Annotated in this window: 13 protein-coding genes; 6 read left to right on the top strand and 7 right to left on the bottom strand. The window is 41.6% G+C overall.

The features are described from left to right. Positions 1-187: 187 nt before the first annotated feature. Complete coding sequence (locus N7U62_RS01875) at positions 188-4,495, top strand: PAS domain-containing protein (protein WP_264136181.1); 4,308 nt, start codon at positions 188-190, stop codon at positions 4,493-4,495. Here the strand turns inward: N7U62_RS01875 and N7U62_RS01870 are convergent, their stop codons facing one another. From N7U62_RS01870 to N7U62_RS01860, 3 genes are all read right to left on the bottom strand, one after another. Then, positions 4,496-4,810 carry a hypothetical protein gene (locus N7U62_RS01870; RefSeq protein ID WP_264136180.1) on the bottom strand — a complete coding sequence of 105 codons (315 nt, stop codon included), beginning with the start codon at positions 4,808-4,810 and terminating at the stop codon, positions 4,496-4,498. Positions 4,811-4,878: 68 nt separating this feature from the next. Next, complete coding sequence (locus N7U62_RS01865; protein WP_264136179.1) at positions 4,879-5,781, bottom strand: 3-keto-disaccharide hydrolase; 903 nt, start codon at positions 5,779-5,781, stop codon at positions 4,879-4,881. A gap of 31 nt (positions 5,782-5,812) precedes the next feature. After that, the gene (locus N7U62_RS01860) at positions 5,813-8,674 is read right to left on the bottom strand and encodes a ligand-binding sensor domain-containing protein (protein ID WP_264136178.1); all 2,862 of its coding nucleotides are present in this window, start codon (positions 8,672-8,674) and stop codon (positions 5,813-5,815) included. 219 nt (positions 8,675-8,893) lie between these two features. Between N7U62_RS01860 and N7U62_RS01855 the strand changes: the two genes are divergently transcribed. The 5 genes from N7U62_RS01855 to N7U62_RS01835 all read left to right on the top strand — a co-directional run bounded on the left by N7U62_RS01855 (position 8,894) and on the right by N7U62_RS01835 (position 13,874). Further along, positions 8,894-9,814, top strand: coding sequence for an acyl-CoA desaturase (locus N7U62_RS01855; protein WP_264136177.1), 921 nt, complete (start codon positions 8,894-8,896; stop codon positions 9,812-9,814). A gap of 213 nt (positions 9,815-10,027) precedes the next feature. Further along, the gene (locus N7U62_RS01850; RefSeq protein WP_264136176.1) at positions 10,028-10,657 is read left to right on the top strand and encodes an SET domain-containing protein; all 630 of its coding nucleotides are present in this window, start codon (positions 10,028-10,030) and stop codon (positions 10,655-10,657) included. A gap of 143 nt (positions 10,658-10,800) precedes the next feature. Next, positions 10,801-11,766: a c-type heme family protein gene (locus N7U62_RS01845; protein ID WP_264136175.1), complete on the top strand. Its 966-nt coding sequence runs from the start codon at positions 10,801-10,803 to the stop codon at positions 11,764-11,766. 6 nt (positions 11,767-11,772) lie between these two features. Next, on the top strand, positions 11,773-12,900 hold the full coding sequence (locus tag N7U62_RS01840) for a glycerate kinase (protein WP_264136174.1): 1,128 nt from the start codon (positions 11,773-11,775) through the stop codon (positions 12,898-12,900). An 11-nt stretch (positions 12,901-12,911) separates the two neighbouring features. Then, the gene (locus tag N7U62_RS01835; protein ID WP_264136173.1) at positions 12,912-13,874 is read left to right on the top strand and encodes a D-2-hydroxyacid dehydrogenase; all 963 of its coding nucleotides are present in this window, start codon (positions 12,912-12,914) and stop codon (positions 13,872-13,874) included. Between the two features lie 5 nt (positions 13,875-13,879). Here the strand turns inward: N7U62_RS01835 and N7U62_RS01830 are convergent, their stop codons facing one another. The 4 genes from N7U62_RS01830 to nrfH all read right to left on the bottom strand — a co-directional run bounded on the left by N7U62_RS01830 (position 13,880) and on the right by nrfH (position 19,654). Continuing rightward, positions 13,880-14,164 (bottom strand): hypothetical protein, encoded by a 285-nt coding sequence (locus tag N7U62_RS01830; RefSeq protein WP_264136172.1) that lies wholly within the window; start codon positions 14,162-14,164, stop codon positions 13,880-13,882. 76 nt (positions 14,165-14,240) lie between these two features. After that, complete coding sequence (locus N7U62_RS01825) at positions 14,241-17,366, bottom strand: cytochrome c biogenesis protein CcsA (RefSeq protein WP_264136171.1); 3,126 nt, start codon at positions 17,364-17,366, stop codon at positions 14,241-14,243. 161 nt (positions 17,367-17,527) lie between these two features. Further along, positions 17,528-19,039 (bottom strand): ammonia-forming cytochrome c nitrite reductase, encoded by a 1,512-nt coding sequence (gene nrfA, locus N7U62_RS01820; protein ID WP_264136170.1) that lies wholly within the window; start codon positions 19,037-19,039, stop codon positions 17,528-17,530. A gap of 12 nt (positions 19,040-19,051) precedes the next feature. Further along, entirely contained in the window at positions 19,052-19,654 is a 603-nt protein-coding gene (nrfH, locus tag N7U62_RS01815; protein ID WP_264136169.1) for a cytochrome c nitrite reductase small subunit, read from the bottom strand. Positions 19,655-19,825: the final 171 nt, after the last annotated feature.

The raw sequence follows: 19,825 nt of genomic DNA, 5'->3' as shown, positions 1-19,825 counted from the left end.
CATCTCGTCTTCGGGATGCTTTTTTTGTTTTAGCCTACTCGTCAAATAATTAAATCCAAAACTCTGAGTAAAGTCATCTTATTTTTAAATACAAAAGAAGATAAAAAAACGTAGTTTTATAGAAGCGTCTTAAAGGTTTGATCACTATAGAGTCAATCAAACTAATTAAACGACTAACCACTTGACCATGCACGAAAAGGAATCCAGCCATATTGAATACCAGTTTCAAAAACTTTTCGAGCTTTCTCATGACCTTTTATCTATTGCCAGTTTTGACGGATACTTATTAGAGGTCAACCAAAAATGGGTGGAAACACTAGGGTATTCCAGAGAGGAACTAACAAGTCAGCCCTATATTAATTTCATCCATCCAGATGATCTCAATAGGACTAGTGAAGAAACACAGAGAATAGCCATCGAAAGAACGAGTGTTGATAAATTCCAGAACAGGTATAAATGTAAAAACGGAGAATATGTCTGGCTAGAATGGGTTGGAGCCATCGATGAAAAAAACAGAAAAATATATTCTGTAGCCAGGAATATCACTGAAGACAAGAAAAAAGCCAAGAAAAACACCGAATTTCAAGACATCATTCTCTTTCTGTCAGATCTGAGTACCATCGAAATCTCAAGTCAAAATGGCTTCATCAAATACTTTCTGATCGCATTAAAGAACTACTATGAGGTAGAATGTGTCAGCTATTGGGACATGCATGAGGGAGACAAGGTTTTGGAGTGTACTCATGAAGTTTTTTCCAAAGAACAAAAAACACGCAAGGGCCTAAAAATCTTGAAGGCCGACTTCCCTGAATACTTCACTCATGTTTTATCTGAGAAGATCATTTCAGCTCATCAGACCAATCTTCACCCGGCCACTTCAAAACTTCATCCATACTACCTTCAGGATCATAAGATCAAATCCAAATTAGATTGTCAAATAGTTAGAGGTGATAACCTCAATGGGGTAATAAGTATAGAAAGTTGCTCGCTCAGAAAGTGGACAGCAGATGAAGAAGTTCAGCTCATGGCCATATCGAATATTCTTTCTAATGCCTTTGCTAATGGCCACATGATGGCTACAAAGAAGAGATTCGAGAGTTTGTACAACAACTCTACTGTCATGATGCATTCTATCAATACTCAAGGTGAATTGATCAATGTCAATAACAAATGGTTGGAAACCCTAGGCTATAGTCGTGAGGAAGTAATAGGAAAAAAATCCTATGATTTCTTCACTAAAAAATCTAAGGACTATGCTATCAATACTGCTCTACCTCTCTTTTTCAAACAAGGCCATATCAAAGACATTGAATATGAATTCATAGCCAAGGACGGACGTATAGTTACCACCCTATTAAGTGCATCAGCAGAAAAGGACAACAACGGTGAGATTACCCATTCCATCGCCATCTTAGAAGATATCTCAGAGAAAAAAGCCTCAGAAGAAAGGTTCAAAATCATATCAGATATTGCTACTGATTTTGCTTTTGCGATAGAGGTTCTACCTGACGGCAGCAAATCAGTTAAGTGGCTGTTTGGTGCATTCGAGCAAATAACTGGCTATACGAGAGACTATTTCAAAACACATTACCCCTTTTCGAATATCATACATGAGGAGGACAGACTAAGAATCGAGAAACAACGCAAAGCCTTTGAAACCTCTGGCCAGGGAGAAGTATTCGAATATAGGATCAAACACAAAAAAGGTTATTACATCTGGATAGAAGAAAAATGCCTTGCTCTCTTTTCCACGGCAGACAAACAACTTTCTTCTCTATTTGGTAGTGTAAGGAACATCACCAATCAAAAACTTCATTTGAAGGATTTAACAGAGGCCAAAGAAGAATTGATGAAGGCCTATAGACTACTGAAAGGTTCGAATGAAGCAGCAAAAATTGGTCACTGGGAGGTAGGTTTGACTAATATGTCTCTTTATTGGAGTGGAATGACAAGAAAAATCCATGAAGTCCCCGTGGGTTTTCAACCCAATGTAGAAACCGCCATCAACTTTTACAAAGAGGGATACTCCAGAGATTTGATATCAAAGGTATTTGAAGAAGCTATCGCAGAGGGAACTAGCTACGACATAGAAGTAGAAATTGTCACTTATAAAAACAATCTTAAATGGGTCAGGTCCATCGGGATCCCCATCACTGAAAATGGTAAAGTAGTAAACATCTACGGTCTATTTCAGGACATCGACGAGCGCAAAAGAGCTGAAATCGAAAACAAACGACTTTCTCTGGTGGCAAGTCAGGTGCAAAATTGTGTGATTATCACCAGTGCAAATCAAAAAATACAATGGGTCAATGAGTCTTTTACCCGATTGACAGGTTACGAATTAGAAGAGGTTATTGGTAAAAAACCAGGAGAATTGCTTCAAGGAGAAAACACCTCTCCTGAACATGTTCAAGCGATTAAGGATGGAATCAAAAGCAAAAAACCATTCACACAAGAGATCATCAACTATACTAAAACCGGAGAAGAATATTGGATCGAACTTTCAATTACCCCGATCTTCAATGATCAAAATCAGTTATTCCAATTCATAGGCATCCAACAAATAATAACAGAAAGAAAACAAGCAGAAAAGGCCATCAAGGAGCATAAAGAACTACTATCTAGAATCACCAACAATGTTCCCGGAGCTTTATTCAAATTGGAGATCAACCTAAAAACAGAAGAAATGCAACTTCTGTTCTTAAGTGAACAGTCTGAATCATTGACAGAAATCCCAAATCATGAGGCACTCAATGATTTGTCCAAATACAGCGAATTGATTGAACCGGAGGATATTCATGGTCTCCGAGAAGCTATTCTGTTTTCTATAGAAAACAACACATTCTTCAATCACAACTGGAGACTCAACACACCTAGTGGAAAACAAAAATGGCTCAATGGTCGTGGCACACCAGACACCCGTCAAAACAATATCATTAACTTGGATGTGATCGTTTTGGATATTTCGGAGCAAATCAAAACAGAAAAAAAACTGGCTGATAAATCGAGGAGACTTTCATCGGTCATTGAAGCCACCAATGTCGGCACATGGGAATGGAATGTACAGACGGGCCACCTTACTATCAATAAAAGATGGGCCAATATTCTCGGGTATGAATTGGAAGAACTCGAGCCCATTTCCATAGAAACCTGGCTTAAAAATGTACATCCTGAAGACCTGGAAAGGAGCAATCGCTTACTAGATCAGCATTTCAATGGCGAAACTGAATTTTATGAAATGGAGTGCCGAATGCTGAGTAAAAGCGGTGAAACTATCTGGATCTGGGATAAGGGTAAAATCATCTCATGGACACCAGAAGGCAAACCTCTGATGATGTTTGGTACCCACACCGATATCACTAGTCAAATGAAGGCTGAAAAAGAAATTCAGCGTATGCAAAAGCTCGACGAACTTGGCACCATCGCTGGTGGGATTGCCCACGATTTCAACAACATCCTGACTGGAGTTCAAAGCAACATTGAGTGGATTAAAATGGACATTGATTCGACCCATCGATATTATCAATCAATGGAAGAGACGCAAAGAGCCCTGCAAGAGGCCAAATATTTAACAGGACAACTACTCACTTTCTCAAAAGGAGGTAGCCCTATCATAGAAACTGTAGAGACCCAAAAATTGGTAAAAGACACCGTCAATTTCAATTTGCGTGGCAGTAAGGTTCAAGCCTTGTTTAATTTCGAGAAAAACCTATGGCCTATCCTGGCGGATAAGGGTCAAATTGTCCAGGTGATTGCGAACCTTACCATCAATGCGATGCATGCCATGCCCCGCGGCGGTAAACTTTACATAAGTGCTGGAAATTTAGAAAGCCGAAACGATAAGGAGCCCAAAATGATTAAACTTTCCTTTCAAGATGAAGGCTGTGGTATTGCCAGTGAAAACCTGGAAAAAATATTCAACCCTTATTTTACGACCAAAGAAGGGGGCCACGGGCTAGGACTATCCGTAGCGCATAGCATTATCAATCAGCACAAAGGAACCATTGATGTAGAATCGAACAATAAGGGAACTACTTTTTTCATTACATTACCTGCAGCTCAAATAGAAATGAATCAAAGACCAATAGAAGTCGAATGCAATAAAAAAAATGAAACAGAATCTCTAAATATTCTTCTCATGGAAGACAACGCCATGATCAGAAAAGCAATGAATCGGACACTTTCTATATTAGGACATAGCGTGGAAACAGCGAAAGACGGGGACGAGGCTATTGATTCTTATATTAAAGCTCAGAAGCTAAAACCTTTTGACCTGATAATCATGGATTTGACTATACCTGGTGGAAAGGGTGGTCAGGAAACGATAAAGGAAATATTAGAGATTGATCCAAAAGCAAAAGTGATAGCTTCGAGTGGGTATACGTCGGACTCTGCAATGGCAAATTTCGAAAACTACGGTTTTGCTGAAAGCCTACCCAAACCTTATACAGTAGATGAGCTCACTCAGAAAATTCAGATAGTGATGAGTCAATGACTAGACCCAAATAGACTTATTCTTTCTTTGATGATTTTTTTCTCTTAGACGCCCCATCAATGCTTTGACTTCTTTTTCAGCTTTCTTGGCACCCTTTTTTACTTCTTTCTTGGTTTTGCGCCAAGCAGGTTTCACCTCTTTCTCTACCTTCTTATAGGTTTTCTTAGTCTCCTTGGACACCTTTTTTGTGGCCTTTGAGATATCTTTCTTCACCTCTGCCCATTCCGAATCTTTCTTTTTATCCTGAGCTACAATGTCGGTAGCAGAAACCATCCATAATACTCCCACTAACAATACCAACAACGTTCTTTTCATCGATCTAAAATTTGAATGAGCAAACCAAATCAAATATCATGCCTCACGCAAGCAGAATGAGATTTCTCTTAAGATCGAAAATACTGAGCATATTGCTCTGGCAGCAAATCCAATTCCCGAATCAAAATATCCTTATAGTAGACTTCCGAAGCTTCACTTTGCAATTGTATCTTACCTTCAATCAAAGGACTCTCTTTTCCTCCTTCCACATATCTGGAATTCTGCAAAACCATCACTACTTCTCCGTTGACAATATGAAGGCTTTTACCTTCAAAACAGATCAACTCCAGCGTATTCCATTCTCCAACTGGATGTTCATAATTGGCACTGCGCATACAATATCCATCCACCTCTTCGCCAGTCCCGAGAGGCAAAAACGGCTGACTGACATCTGCCACAGGACTCATGATGTACTCAGGAGGATAAGCACGTATATCGATAGCCGAGCTGGCCTGCGACCAATAGTCTCCCATGTGCCCCTCCATGATTTGAAACTCTTGAGATAGCATCCACGAACGCCAATACTCCGCTCCCATTGGACCTATAGAATGATAAAGAATCCCCGTATCCTTTAAGAGATTCTCTCTTGGGGTCCATTTCTTCTCTCCCCACTTCACCTTCAACTTGAAATGATAATTACGGTAGGATGCCTTCGAAATGACACAACCATAGTATTCACCTGTGACATAAAGCAAAGTTTCACCTTCTTTTTCGATCGTACGAAACACCTGATATTCATCATTTTTATTGGTTCCGATAGGCGACAATTCATTGCCAAGAGAATCTACGGGAATAGAACCATCATAGCCTTCTTCGAATTGATAGCTCAAATAATTATCCCACTGAGACAAATCCGGATCCAGTAAGTTGTCCCACGATTCATCCACCATCGTGGCAGTATTTGAATCTGGTGCTTGACAGGAAAAAGCAAAACAAAGCAGTAAGATTAAACCAATGACTTCTTTATTCATAATTATTATTTGATCCTATTTAGAAATCAATTTAAGTTTTGGGATCGTCTAACTCCTCGTTGATCTTTCTGGTGATTTCATCCAACTCATAAGCCGACTCTTCGATGTGCTTATTGATTTCGTTGAGTTCTTTTTGGCTCAATTTACCCGATTTATAAAGTCCAACCAAACCCAATATCCGAACCAAGGGAGAACGAACCTTATGCGAATTTAGAAAAGCATATTCTTTCAATTGGTTCATATGACGATCCAACTTTTCTGTTCTCTTAGCCACTTGAAATTCAAGATTAGAATTCGCCACCTGCAGGAGTTCATTGGCTGTACGGACTTCCTCCTCGGCCTGCTGCAAAGTTAGATTTTGCTCCATCAGCTTCTGGTTTTGCTGATCGATTATAGCAGTGCGTTCTTTAACCAAAAGATCCATTTTCTTCCCCTGCTTGACCAGAGATTCAACTCTAAAGCTATGAATAGAGATAACCAAAAGGACTAACAACACAGCTACCAACACCCTGAACCAAGTTGTAGCCCAAAATGGAGGTACTATTTTCAGTATTATGTTTGTGCTTTTTTCATAATATGGAAGGTTCGCATTAGCGACCAACACCTCGAACATATAATAACCCGGCGATAAATTGGTATAAGTAGCCATTCTATTGTTACCTACTTTATTCCATTTTTCATCGAACCCTTTCATTCGATAGGCAAATCTAGTTTTACCCTGATCGAAAAAATCTGCGGCTGTAAAGCCAATCGAAAGCACATTTTGATCATGCTGCAATACCAATGTATCAAGGTATTGTAACTTCTTTTTGATCACCGCATTCTTTCCTGGCTCAATTTTCTTATTAAATAGATACAAATCAGTCAATACAGCTTTTAAGGAAGTAGTATCCTCTACCAAATCCAATGGATCAAATTTATTGAAGCCATTGATTCCACCAAAAAGGAATTCACCGGACTGACAAGCATAACACGCCCCTGCTCGAAAAGTGCTACTTTGTAAATTATTCGACTCATCAAAAACTTTGATGCTTCTGGTATGGGGATCAAACTTAGCGAGTCCATTTGATGTACTGAGCCAAACTTTATTTTCTTCATCTATTAGGAGACAAAGCACCATATTTGAAGGCAATCCGTCTTTTATGTCATAGTTGGTAAAAGTATCAGATTGGGGGTTAAAATGACTTAGCCCACCATACGTTGCAACCCAGATAGTACCAAAATCATCCTGTATCATACTAGTGACCACATCGTTAGGCAATGAAGCCCTATCCTTACTATCATGCCTGTACCATTTGACAAACCGTCTGGTTTCTGTATCAAATACATGAATACCATCCATGCTACCCATCCAAAGTTGATTCCCTATTCTCAGAACCGACCGGATGGTTCTATCCTTCCAGGTAGGACCTATTTCATATGCATACCTTTCAAAAGTATCTCTTTCAGTATCATAGTGATAAAAAGCATTCCAGTTGGCCGCCCACAAGTCTCCTTTTTGATCTTTTATAAGAGCGGCTCCTGTTGTCAATGTCATACCCTCCAATGCCTCAGGTTTTTCATTCAAATAATGAAAAAAGGTTTGGTTTTTAGTATCATATTTCACCACCCCATTAAAAAGTGTACCCATCCACAAAATCCCCTCTTCGTCCAAAAGCATATGCCTGATATTGAGATCCGTGATATGATGCTCATATTGGTCATTCTCCACATCCCAGACATTGAGTCCTCCTCTACTACTGCCTATGTAGATCTTGCCATCTGGCCCTTCGACAAAGTCATTGAGGATATTAGAATTAAGGCTGCTTCTTTTTTGAGGCGCATGCTTATGGAGCTCAAATGATTTTAAATAGGGTGAATAATAATTAAGCCCTCCTGAATAAGTACCTATCCATAGCCCGCCTTCCTTAGTTGCTAGTGCAGAATGAATCGAATTATCCGAAAGGCTGAATGGATTGCCAGTTTCATGATGAATTCTATCAACAAACTGTTTTTTTATAGGGTCGAATACAAAAGCTCCACTGTATCCATTGAGCCAAAGGTTCCCATCCACCCCATTGAGTATTAACTTACAATCAAAGCTCAATTTCTGATCATTTTCATCCATATAGGCATGATCAAATGACTCTATCTTGCCCGATTCAATCTCATAATGCCACAGTCTAGAGAGACTACCAATCCATAGAGTTGAATCATCTGTTTGATGAAAGGATTGAATATAAGATGCCTGCACACCCTCATCTTCAAGCGGGATTTCTACAAGACCATAAGCAGAATTGACCTTTTGAACCATATACAGTCCGTCACGTCCTCCCATAAAAACTCTGCCATTCCGACCTGTGTACACTCGAAAAACGTCCTTATATTCTCCTGAAACAGTATCAGGGCTTATTTGAAGAAGTTTTTCTTTTCCCTGAGGTTTCAAAAACAAACCATTTCGAGACGCTACCCAAACATTACCCTCCTGATCCATCTCCACATCGACCACTTGCCAGTCCTCATCAGTATCGCTACTAATAGAGTAACGCTTGAAAGTTTCAGTTTCTAAATCAAGGCGACATAAACCATTATTAGTACCAACCCATAATTGATTATCGAGTCCTGGCTCAATGGCCTCAATATGGTTATGACTTAAGGTCGTACTATCCCATGGATCATGAAAAAAATGCTTGAATTCATAACCATCAAAGACATTGAGACCGTTTTTCGTTGCGATCCACAGAAAACCATTTTCGTCTTGATGCAATGCCAATATGGTGATTTGAGAAAGGCCATCGTCTGTTGTAAAGCGTTTGAAAGCCAGTTCTGAATGCTGGGCTGCACACAGAAATGCTGAGGACAAGTAAATGATCATCCCCACTATCCATTTCATATACTTTATAATCTCTCTCACGCTGCTCACTGCCCATTATTTGACAGCTTTCTAATATAGTACTGATTCATATCATTTGAAAGCAATTCCTTACATCATTCTAAAAGCTTAATATTCGTGTCAATAAAATGTCTCAAATGATTGACATGATTTTGTTCATCTTATTTTTAGATGCTACTTCATCTGGTATACTTATCTTTGTACAGGTTTCAATTGAAACGTAAGAATTAAAATAGAATTATGTCTACAGCTTCTACTTCTCCAAGAGAACTGAGTAAACCAAAACTCAAAACGGAGATCAGTTTTTTGATTGTCCACCTATTGCCTTTAGCAGCAATCTATACAGGTGCGACATTGTTCGATTGGTTGCTTTGTGCCTTTTTGTACTTTTTCCGTATGTTCTGGGTGACTGGCGGTTACCATAGATACTTTGCGCATCGCAGCTACAAAACATCTAGATTTTTCCAATTCATCATCGCCTTCATGGCGCAGACCTCTGCACAAAAAGGGGCATTGTGGTGGGCTGGACACCATAGAGTACACCACAGGACAAGTGACACCTATGATGATCCACATTCTATGAAGCACTATGGCTTTTGGTATTCCCATGTAGGATGGATCGTGGGGCCAGACTACAAAGAGACTGATTACAAAATCATTGCGGACTATTCTAAATATCCGGAGTTGGTTTGGTTGAACAAATACTATCTGGTTCCTCCATTTATCCTGGCACTGGGTGTGATGGCTCTCGGTGGTATAGTCAATGGCGGCAGCATTACGACCATGTTTACTACGGCAGGATTCTCCAGCTTATTCATTGGCTTCTTCTTAAGTACTGTATTGTTGTACCACGGCACATTCAGTATCAACTCTATCATGCACAAATTCGGGAAGCAGCGCTACCAGTCCAACGACGAATCAAAAAACAACTTGATTCTGGCATTGATTACCCTTGGAGAAGGATGGCACAACAACCACCACTACTACGAAGTAGCAGCTCGTCAGGGCTTCTTTTGGTGGGAAATTGACATCACCTTTTACATTCTCAAATTCCTTTCTTTCTTCGGAATTGTATGGGATCTAAAAGGGGTTCCAAACCATATCAAATACTCTAAAAACAAAGAAGAAGCCCGGCAGTTGGCCAAAGAAGCAAAGGCTTAAAACAAGAAACTTGATAAGCGCCAGAATCACTTGATTTTGGCGCTTTTTTTATCCCTTCGACCGAAGGACAGCAACACCTTCAAATCACTACTAATCAGACAATTACCACCGGACTGGGTTGCGCCTAAAAACAGCAAATATTTCCACTCCAAAACACAACTAAAATCCTTGAATTTCGATACATTCATCCAATTGAATTGAATGATTATCGCAATGATTCATCCTAAAACAAAACTTCAACATATCAATGAAGTGGTTGGATACGGAGTATTCGCCACCGAAAGGATTCCGAAAGGAACCATCGTCTATATTAAAGACAGTTTGGAACATATAATTGTTCCTGAGGTTTACCATCAGCATGATGCTGAAATGAAAGCAGTCATTGACAAATACTCCTACATCGACGAACATGGCAACAGAATCGTCAGTTGGGATTTCGCCAAATATGTCAACCACTGCTGCAACTGCAATACCATGAGCACAGGTTATGGTTTTGAGATTGCGATACGTGATGTCGAGGCAGGCGAGGAAATAACCGATGAATATGGAATTTTCAATATCGATCAGGAGATGGAATTGATCTGCAGCGAACCTACATGCCGCAAGAAAATTGCCCTGGATGATTTTGAGCGCTACTACGAAAAGTGGGACGACAAAATCGTGACAGCCATCTTCGATCTATGGAATGTAGATCAGCCCTTGATTAACCTTCTGGATGAAAAGACTCAAAAGGAAATCGAAATGCTAAGAAATGATCCTGCCAGCTACAAATCAGTCTATGCACTAAAGTATCACCCACAACCACAGCTCCACCTTAATGGCCAACAAAAAACAATAGCATAGGAAAACACAACCTCACAAATCCCCTTGAGAGAGAATCTTTCAAGGGGCTTTTTTTGTCTTCATCCTATCCATTATTTCAAGCCAGAAACCCTTGGTTCGAAAAATGAATGTCCGTAAATTGATTCCAATCCAAATGACTCGACATGAAAAACATCCCATTCACCTCTGCCCTATTTTTGATGGTGCTACTCAGCTTTATGTTGGGCTGTCAGTCGTCATCCAAAGAAGCCTCCAATACCGATACTCAAAGTATTGCTTACAACGAAGGCCTTCAAATCGTTGATCAAAACTGTATCTCCTGCCACTCTCCTAACGCCAATAGAAATAACCGAATTGCTCCACCCCTATTTGCCGTAAAAAACCACTATCTGGAATCAGACAGAGACCAGGAGCCATTCATTCAAAGCATGAGCAGCTTTCTTTCCTCTCCCAAGATCGAAACCTCTAAGATGCCGAGAGCCATCGAAAAATTTGGTCTAATGCCCAATTTGGGGCTCAGTGAGGAGCAGTACATAGCAGTAGCTACCTACCTCTACCAATCGAACCTAGATAAGCCTGACTGGTACGAAGCACATCACCTGAAAGAAAGAGACCTACTGATGAAAAACTCAACTCCCGGTACTGAAAACTACCTGAAGAAAGGCATGAGTCTGGCACAATCAACCAAAGCTGTCTTGGGCAAAAACCTTCTTACAGCCATCAAAACCAAAGGCACCGATCAGGCGCTGGCTTTCTGCAACGAAAGAGCCATAGCCTTGACCGATAGCATGTCCAATGAATTAAATGCCAAAATCAAACGCGTATCTGATCAAAATCGAAACCCAGAAAATCAGGCCAATGCTGATGAACTAGCCTACATTGCGCAGGCCAAGGAGGACATATCATCATCTGGAAAAGCCAGCCCACAAATGCAGGAGATCGGAGATAAAATGGTGGGATATTACCCCATCATGACCAACAATATGTGCCTGCAATGCCACGGCAACCCAGCGAGTGATATCGATTCTAAAACCCTAAGCATGATCAACTCCCGCTATCCCAACGATAAAGCCACCGGCTACTCCGCAGATCAGTTAAGAGGCATCTGGGTTATAGAAATGGATAAGTAAACCGCTATGAACATTCTCCTAGCACCTGATTCTTTCAAAGGCTCTCTATCAGCCATTGAAGTGGCAGATGCCATCGCTAAAGGGATTCTTGAATTTGATCCTTCTATTTCATGCATCAAAGCCCCTATTGCCGATGGTGGGGAAGGAAGCCTGGCAGCATTGAAGATGGCTACAGGATGTCAGTTAATTTCAGCTCCCAGCACTGACCCTTTAGGCAGGAAGATCCAGGCTCAATACGGCCTATTACCAGATCGGTCCACTGCCATTATCGAAATGGCCACAACCTCGGGACTCCCCCTCCTAAAACCGAGCGAATACAATCCCAGCAAAACCAGCACCTACGGTACGGGGCTTTTGATTCGACATGCCCTTGATCAGGGAATCAGGCATTTTATCATAGCCATTGGAGGCAGTGCTACCAATGATGGAGGAGCTGGCATGGCACAAGCCTTAGGTGCCAGCTTGCTAGATAAAGCCGGCGATGAGTTAGCGCACGGTGGAGCCACTTTAGGCAACCTGCATCGAATGGATATGAGCAGCTTTGATATCAGAGTTGCCCAATCAAAATTTGAAGTGGCATGTGATGTTACCAATCCTCTTTGCGGACCTGAAGGTGCTTCCTTCGTGTTTGGCCCTCAAAAAGGCGCCACACCAGAGGAGGTTAAACAGTTGGACTTCAATCTTTCTCACTACGCTGAGATCATAGAAAAATCCCTTCATATTAATATTAAAAACATGCCTGGCGCTGGTGCTGCAGGCGGTTTGGGGGCTGGATTGGTTGCCTTTTGCCATGCTGAGCTGAAAGGTGGATTTGAATTGATCGCCAAAGCCATTCGTTTGGAGGATAAGATAGAAAAAGCCGATTTGATTCTTGCCGGAGAAGGGTCCATGGATGCACAAACGCTCTCAGGCAAGGCTCCCTTTGGCGTAGCTCAATTGGGTAAAAAATACGGCAAACCCGTTTATGGAATTGCTGGCATTCTGGGTAAAGGTCATGAAGCCTTGCTGCAAAAAGGTTTTACCCAATTATTCGAAATCAAAAGTCCAGACATGTCCGTGGAAGCCTCCATCCAAAATGCCTCCGAATTGATTAGCCAAACTGTCAAAAGAATTCTTAGTTTGCATTTCCAATAAAATTCATTGCTATGAAAATAGTCATATTAGATGCATATACCTCCAATCCCGGAGATTTGTCCTGGGATGGACTGAAGGAGTTAGGAACTTTAAAGATACTAGACCGAGTAAAACACAATCCAGAAGTCATATCAGAAGCAATCGGTGATGCAGAGGCTATCTTGACCAACAAAACTCCTATATCCGAAGCAGTTTTAAAGCAAGCGTCAAAACTTAAATACATTGGCGTATTAGCTACTGGCTACAATGTGGTGGATATCAAATGTGCGCAGAAACTAGGCATCACCGTGACCAATATCCCGAGCTATAGCACCCAATCGGTAGCGCAGTTTACCATGGGCTTGCTCTTGGAGATGTGTCACCATATCGGAGATCACAGTAATAGCGTGCATCAAGGAGACTGGGAAAGAAGTTTGGATTTTTCCTATTGGAACTCTCCATTGATCGAATTGGCTGGAAAGAAATTTGGCATCATCGGCATGGGAGCGATCGGTCAGGCAACCGCCCAATTGGCCCTGGCATTTGGGATGGAAGTGATCTTCCATAACAGATCCAACAAGCCTGAAGCTGAAAAGGAAAACTGTCGACAGGTTCCATTAGATCAATTGCTGGCAGAATCTGATTTCATCAGCCTTCATAGCCCATTGACACCCGAAACCGAACACCTCATCAACCAAGACTCTATTAGCAAAATGAAGGATGGTGTCAAACTCATCAACACCTCACGAGGACCTTTGATCCATGAGCAAGACTTATACGAGGCATTGGAATCTGGTAAAATATCTGGTGCAGCAGTAGATGTAGTGTCTGTAGAACCCATCAAAGGTGATAATCCTCTATTGAAGGCCAAAAACTGCATCATTACTCCTCATATCGCCTGGGCACCATGGGAGGGTCGAAAGCGTTTGATTCAAATCGCCACAGACAATCTAAAAGCTTTTCAAGAAGGAAAGGCTGTAAACGTGGTGAGTTAGTCTTGTCACCAATTCCATCTGTATCGACATACCCAATACAAAAAGCTTAGGGCCATAATCAAATAAACGCAAGCCACACAGGGAAACACTCCCGATGCCCAACTGGAATTGTTCTGAGCATCCTCGTTGCTATTGTACTCTAAATTTGAATAGTCAGAAAGAGCTTCCTCTGAGGAGTATAAGTAAATTGAAGAATCCTCTAGACAACTATTGACTGATACTTCTCTCGCCTCAACTATGTTGGTAGTAAAAGCCGCGACAAATAAGGACATCATTAAAAATCGTTTCATTTCTTTCATCATCTGGTCAATAATGAAACGATTGATAAGCGAATAACCCTACCCTTTTATCTTCGAATTACAATCCCTACTGACTGTGGTTTTTACGATATTTCCAGTTGGCCAGTAACGATATGATGATCACGCCAGCTACTATCCAATAAACAAACTGAGGAATCGGAACAGGGTCTCCTTTCGCATAAGAATGCAAGCCTGCCAGATAGTAATTCACTCCAAAAGAAGTCATGATAATACTAAAGAAAGCCACCACACTCGCCACACTAAATACATAGAGATCGTTTAGCTTCGGTACAAGACGAAGGTGAAGCACCACCGCATATACGATAACCGAAATCAAGGCCCAGGTCTCTTTGGGATCCCAACCCCAGTAGCGTCCCCAGGATTCATTGGCCCAGACACCTCCCAAAAATGTCCCTATCGTAAGCATGAACAAACCAATGGTCATGGACATCTCTGAGATATAGCTCAGCTCCTTCATACTGCTGAAAACACGCGTATTGTTCTTTTTCTCAAAAATCATGAAGACCAAAGTAAGTAACCCTAGCAAAGCCGATAGACCCAGCGGAGCATAACTACTCACAATAATGGCCACATGGATTTTCAACCAGTAAGATTTTAAAACAGGCACCAGATTGGTGATTTCGGGATTGAGCCAATCCAAAAAGGCCACAAACAACAGTGTACCTGAAAATAAAGCTGCCAAAGGAACAACGAAGCTGGATTTCTTATAAAAAGCAAAACCAAACAGCATCAGAGCCCATGAGACCAAAATGATCATCTCGTATCCATTACTCCATGGTGGGTACTGTGCGGCATACCAGCGTAAGATCAAATTGAAAGTCAAGGCAAGCGAACCAAGCAAAACAAGTCCTGTCAACACAAGCTTAGCTATGCGAATCCCTTTATTGCCTGGATAGAAAACCAACAAGATCGCTACGATCAACAGGGCCAAACCTGTCAACCAAAAGAATGAAAACAAGTGATTGAAAAGCCTGAGTTTATTGTAAAGCATTTCTGCTTTTTGGATGTTCTCGCTTGGAATCACTTCTGACCCTTTCACATTCTGAAAAGTGTGAATATAGCCCAATGTCTCATCGACCAGATCCCATTCGCCATCTCTACTGGCCTTGAGCACTCCCTGATAGTACATCGGCAAGATGCGTTTTACAAAAATAGAATCCTCTCCTTTGAAAGCCTCCCCTTCATAATTCGCATGATACCAGGTATTGGCAGGATCTCCTTCTAGTGGAAATATCTTCATAAAATAGCCCGTCAACCCCTGGAAGTACACATTGAATCTTTCATCGACGTTGATCAACTCCTTGTCCAGATTGGATCGCTCTGCTGGCTTCTTCCGGGTTGCTTCTTCTACCAGATCCAACAACAGATAATTCCCTTGATTATCTACCAAATCGCTGAAAGCAATGTATTTTGTCTCTTCCTTTCCAACGGTCTGCAGTATTTCATAGCCCTTTTTGGGGTCAATTTTGATCATAGGTACAGCCTGCCAGATCATCGGATTGATTTGCATCATCAGGAACATCTGATCACTAGTGAGCTGGATATCCTCTGCTAGTTTGAGAGAAGAACGTCCATGTACCTTTCTCAGAAATTCAGAAGTAAGGGTATTCACTGGTTTGATCCTTCCATCCAGATCTTGAACCAGCAGTTTTCCGAAATCTGCTGCTTTTTCGGCTGGAATCATACCAGATCGAATGGCTTGCAGATATGCCGGTTCTTGATTCTCCTGAGCAGACAGCGTCCCAAAAGACGCCATTAACAGAACAAGCGCACCCGCTACTTTCTTTGCATTCAAGGAGGCTAACTTTCTGTTGACTATTTGGAATCGCGATTGCTTACCAAACAATGTAAGCAGCATCCCCAGTCCCATCAAGGTGTATCCTATATAGGTGATGTTGGTTCCCCAAAAATCGCTATTGACAGATAAAACGGTTCCCAATTCATCATTGTCATAGCTGGCCTGAAAGAATCTATACCCTCTGTAGTCCAGCACATTGTTCATATATATACGGTAAGGAAAGCTAGTCTCTCCATCCTCCACTGTTACCTCAGAGGCATAAGACGATGGACTCACAGATCCCGGATATCGCTCCAGTTGGAAATCTCTGAGACGAATTGAAAATGGTAATTCGATTGGCTTAGGCCCATAGCTGATATCCAAATGGTAGGCACCTAATTGCACATGTTGGGTATCGCTGTAGTTCCCATCAAAAGCTGGCAATAGTACCTCATGCTTTTGCTGACCATCCGTTACCGTCACGAAGAGCAAATCGTCTAATCTCTTGGCCTTTTGCTGATCCTCGGACTGGCGATAGACTATCGAACTATTCTCGAACAGCTCCGGCACCACAAAAGAAACACCCTGTCCTCTGTAAAGGGCACGTAGTTTCAAGTCCTGGATGGTATCGGCAGGTAACTTCCCTCCCGATTGAGTAGCCATCACCATAAAATTCAATTCTACCGGCGACTGTATCTTCAATTCACCGTCGACATCCATGATATTGACCGCTCCTTTCACTGGATTGTTAAAGGTAATCGGGAAGTTATTGACCAAAATAGAACCTCCAGATTGCAGATAGAGGTTTTCTCTTCCCTGTGTACCAGCTGTAACCACAGTCAAGACGGTTTGTCCTTTATCTGAGGCAATTACTTTTTGCTCAGCTTGTGGAACAAAAGCCTCAGATTTGATGGATATCTCATCATTGGCTCCCAGTTTTAGATTAAAGTCGGGTTGACTGAAGTAGGATAACTTTAAAGGCTTGTTGATTTCTTTTTCATATCCATCCGCGCTAAGTTTCACCTGAAGGAAACGGTCCTGAGAAACAATCTCATTGGTTGCCTTTCCCTCTCTTATGTGCATCAATCCCTCAAAACCAAAATAGCGAGTGGTAAAAGCTCCAATTAGCGTAATGATGAAAGCCACATGAAATAATAGTATCGGCCACTTTTCTCTCCTCAGTAAATTGTAACGAAAGATATTTCCAATGAAATTGAGTGTGAGAAGGGCCATCACCAACTCGAACCACCAAGCCTGATAGATCATGGTCTGGACGGCCTGCGTACCAAAATCATTCTCCAAAAATGTTCCGTAAGCCATCGCTATGGCGAACACTAACAAAAGCACGGTTGTCAATTGGTTTGAAAACAGCACTTTAAAAATTCCTGACCTCATATTGCTTCTTTTGCCTGATCTATTCAGATCAATAAATTAGGCTGCAAAAAAACAACACTTTAGTCAGAACATTTGCCCCTTACAAGACAAATGGACCTGAACCATTATTTTTTTACAGCCTAACTAAATGTACTCTATTTCTTAGCGCGTGAATTCGGAAGTTAATTCATCGAAACCGCTTTTTTAACTTCCATTTTATCTTCACGTTTCTTGGCTTCTTCCAGCCATTGTGGGATTATATTCTCTTTGAATATTTCCTTTTCTTTTTCGAGTTTTTCCATATCCAATCCTACGATAGCCTGCGCTTTGGCTTTGGTAGAAATATCTGGATAAGGCAATTCCTCATTATAACCTAGTGATGATAGCAGTCTAGCCAATTTGAGACGTCCTTCTTCTGCCACTTCTAGTGCCGAAGTAACGATACGTCCTACTTCCACTGGAGAGTGAAAAGAAGCACCGTGTGAGGCTACAGAGTAATCCCATCGCCACTGTGCATGACGAATATCCTGCAGGATTTCAGCCATTTGCTCCTCTGTGGCACCTAGATCCCAAGCCTTGCCTGCTTCCATATGCAACCTAACCAAAGCCTTCTCCAGCTTTTCCATTCCTTGTTTTGCCTTCTTTTGTCGAGAATAAACATCTGCAACCAAATCCTCCTTATCCTGTCTGTGACAAACCTGACAAGAGTTATTGACATTGTTGAGCGGCGACTGAATATGGTGATCAGTAAACTTCTGTCCCCCTTCAGACTTGTATGGCATGTGGCAATCCGCACAAGAAACACCGCGTTTCGCATGAATACCAGTCGAATAGATTTCATATCCCGGGTGCTGCGCTTTCAGCATCGGTGCTTTACTGATTTTGTGGGTCCAATCGCTAAATTCAATATCATCATAGTAGGCTTCCATGGCTTCAACAGACATCCCGTCTTTCCAAGGGAATACCAAATAAGGAACCCCTTCTTTTCCTGGTAGCTTCTTATTGAAATAATATTCGACATGGCATTGTGCACATACCAGAGAACGCATCTCCTGATGACTCGCTTCGTTGATATCCTTGCCCATCGCCTCAAAAGCCTCAACCAAGGCTGGACGACTCACTCTAAGACTCATGGTCTCTGGGTTGTGGCAATCCGCACAACCAATGGCATTTACAATTTCAGTTCCTTTGTCAGCCCATTTCCCACTGTAGTATTCATCAATACCGATTTCGTTCATCAGACGAGGTACGTCTGGACTTTTACAAGTCCAACAAGTACTAGGCATAGGGCCTGTACCTGGCCCGGTTGGCCCACCTGTTCTCAAAGTATTGTAGATATCCTCTACTGCATAGTAGTGTCCTCTTGGCGCGTTGTAGTCTTTAGAAAAGCCATATCCAGCCCAAAGCACCACCAGACGCGGATCCTTCTCCAGCATATCCATCATTTTACTACCTCCCTGATAGCTTTGGAATGTGGTATCTTTTGTTTTTAAAAATGACTGGTATTGTCGAGGAAAATTTTCTCCCCAAACAGCATTTCGAGGTTCATTGTCTGCAATTTCTACTGCGGGTTGATAAGCAAACTTCGATTCTGTCTTACGACTAATGATGCTATTCGCTAACAAACTCAATAAAAATGCCCCCACTGCTGTGGCTACAAATAATAGGACGTGTCTTTTTTTGATATTGGCCATGGTAAGTGATTTTTACTTTTTTGATTCTTTCAGTTGATTTTTGATCCAGTCCGGAACGAACTCTTTTTGCTGCTGTCGCTGAGGTAGCGGATCGATAAACTGGCCTATGGCAGCCAGACTCTTGATACGGCCATGAGGTGTTTCTCTATGACACTCCCAGCATTGGCGACTGGTTTTATTTTCTTTATGATTTTCCACCCAGGCATTCATCTTGGCATCTGCTACCTGATCCGAATGACATCTGATACAATTGCTCTGAACGACCTTTGCACTTGGCTCCTTCATTCGTATCGCCTGAGGCTCTGCACGCATCGTATATACCGATGCATGATACAAACCATCCTTGGCTTTGAAGAAATACTTGTTAGCAATGTTGTCATGCGGAACATGGCAGTCGTTGCAGGTCGCTACATTTTTGTGCGAACTATGGTCCCAGGTTATGAACTCTGGTGTCATCACGTGACAATTGATACAAGCACGAGGATCATCCGACAGATAGGAAGTGGCATTCGATACCTTTAAGACATAAAAGCCCATACCTGCGATCAAACCACAGAGCAAAGTCACAGGAATCAGCCATTGGTCAGGTGGAATAATTTTTTTTAGAAAACTCATTTCATCGTTGGTTATTTCATAACGCCCTAAACATCAGCCGTATAATACACAACTTTATATCATTAAAGTTATAGAGCCAAATCCTGGAATCAAAATGAATAGAGCACCGATCTTATAATTCAATTAGAAATACAATTGATCGAAGGCCTACTCTCCCACGAAGATAGGTCT

It is taken from the genome of Reichenbachiella ulvae (genome assembly GCF_025833875.1).
GTDB lineage: Bacteria > Bacteroidota > Bacteroidia > Cytophagales > Cyclobacteriaceae > Reichenbachiella > Reichenbachiella ulvae.
This window is presented reverse-complemented; position numbering and strand designations above follow the sequence as displayed.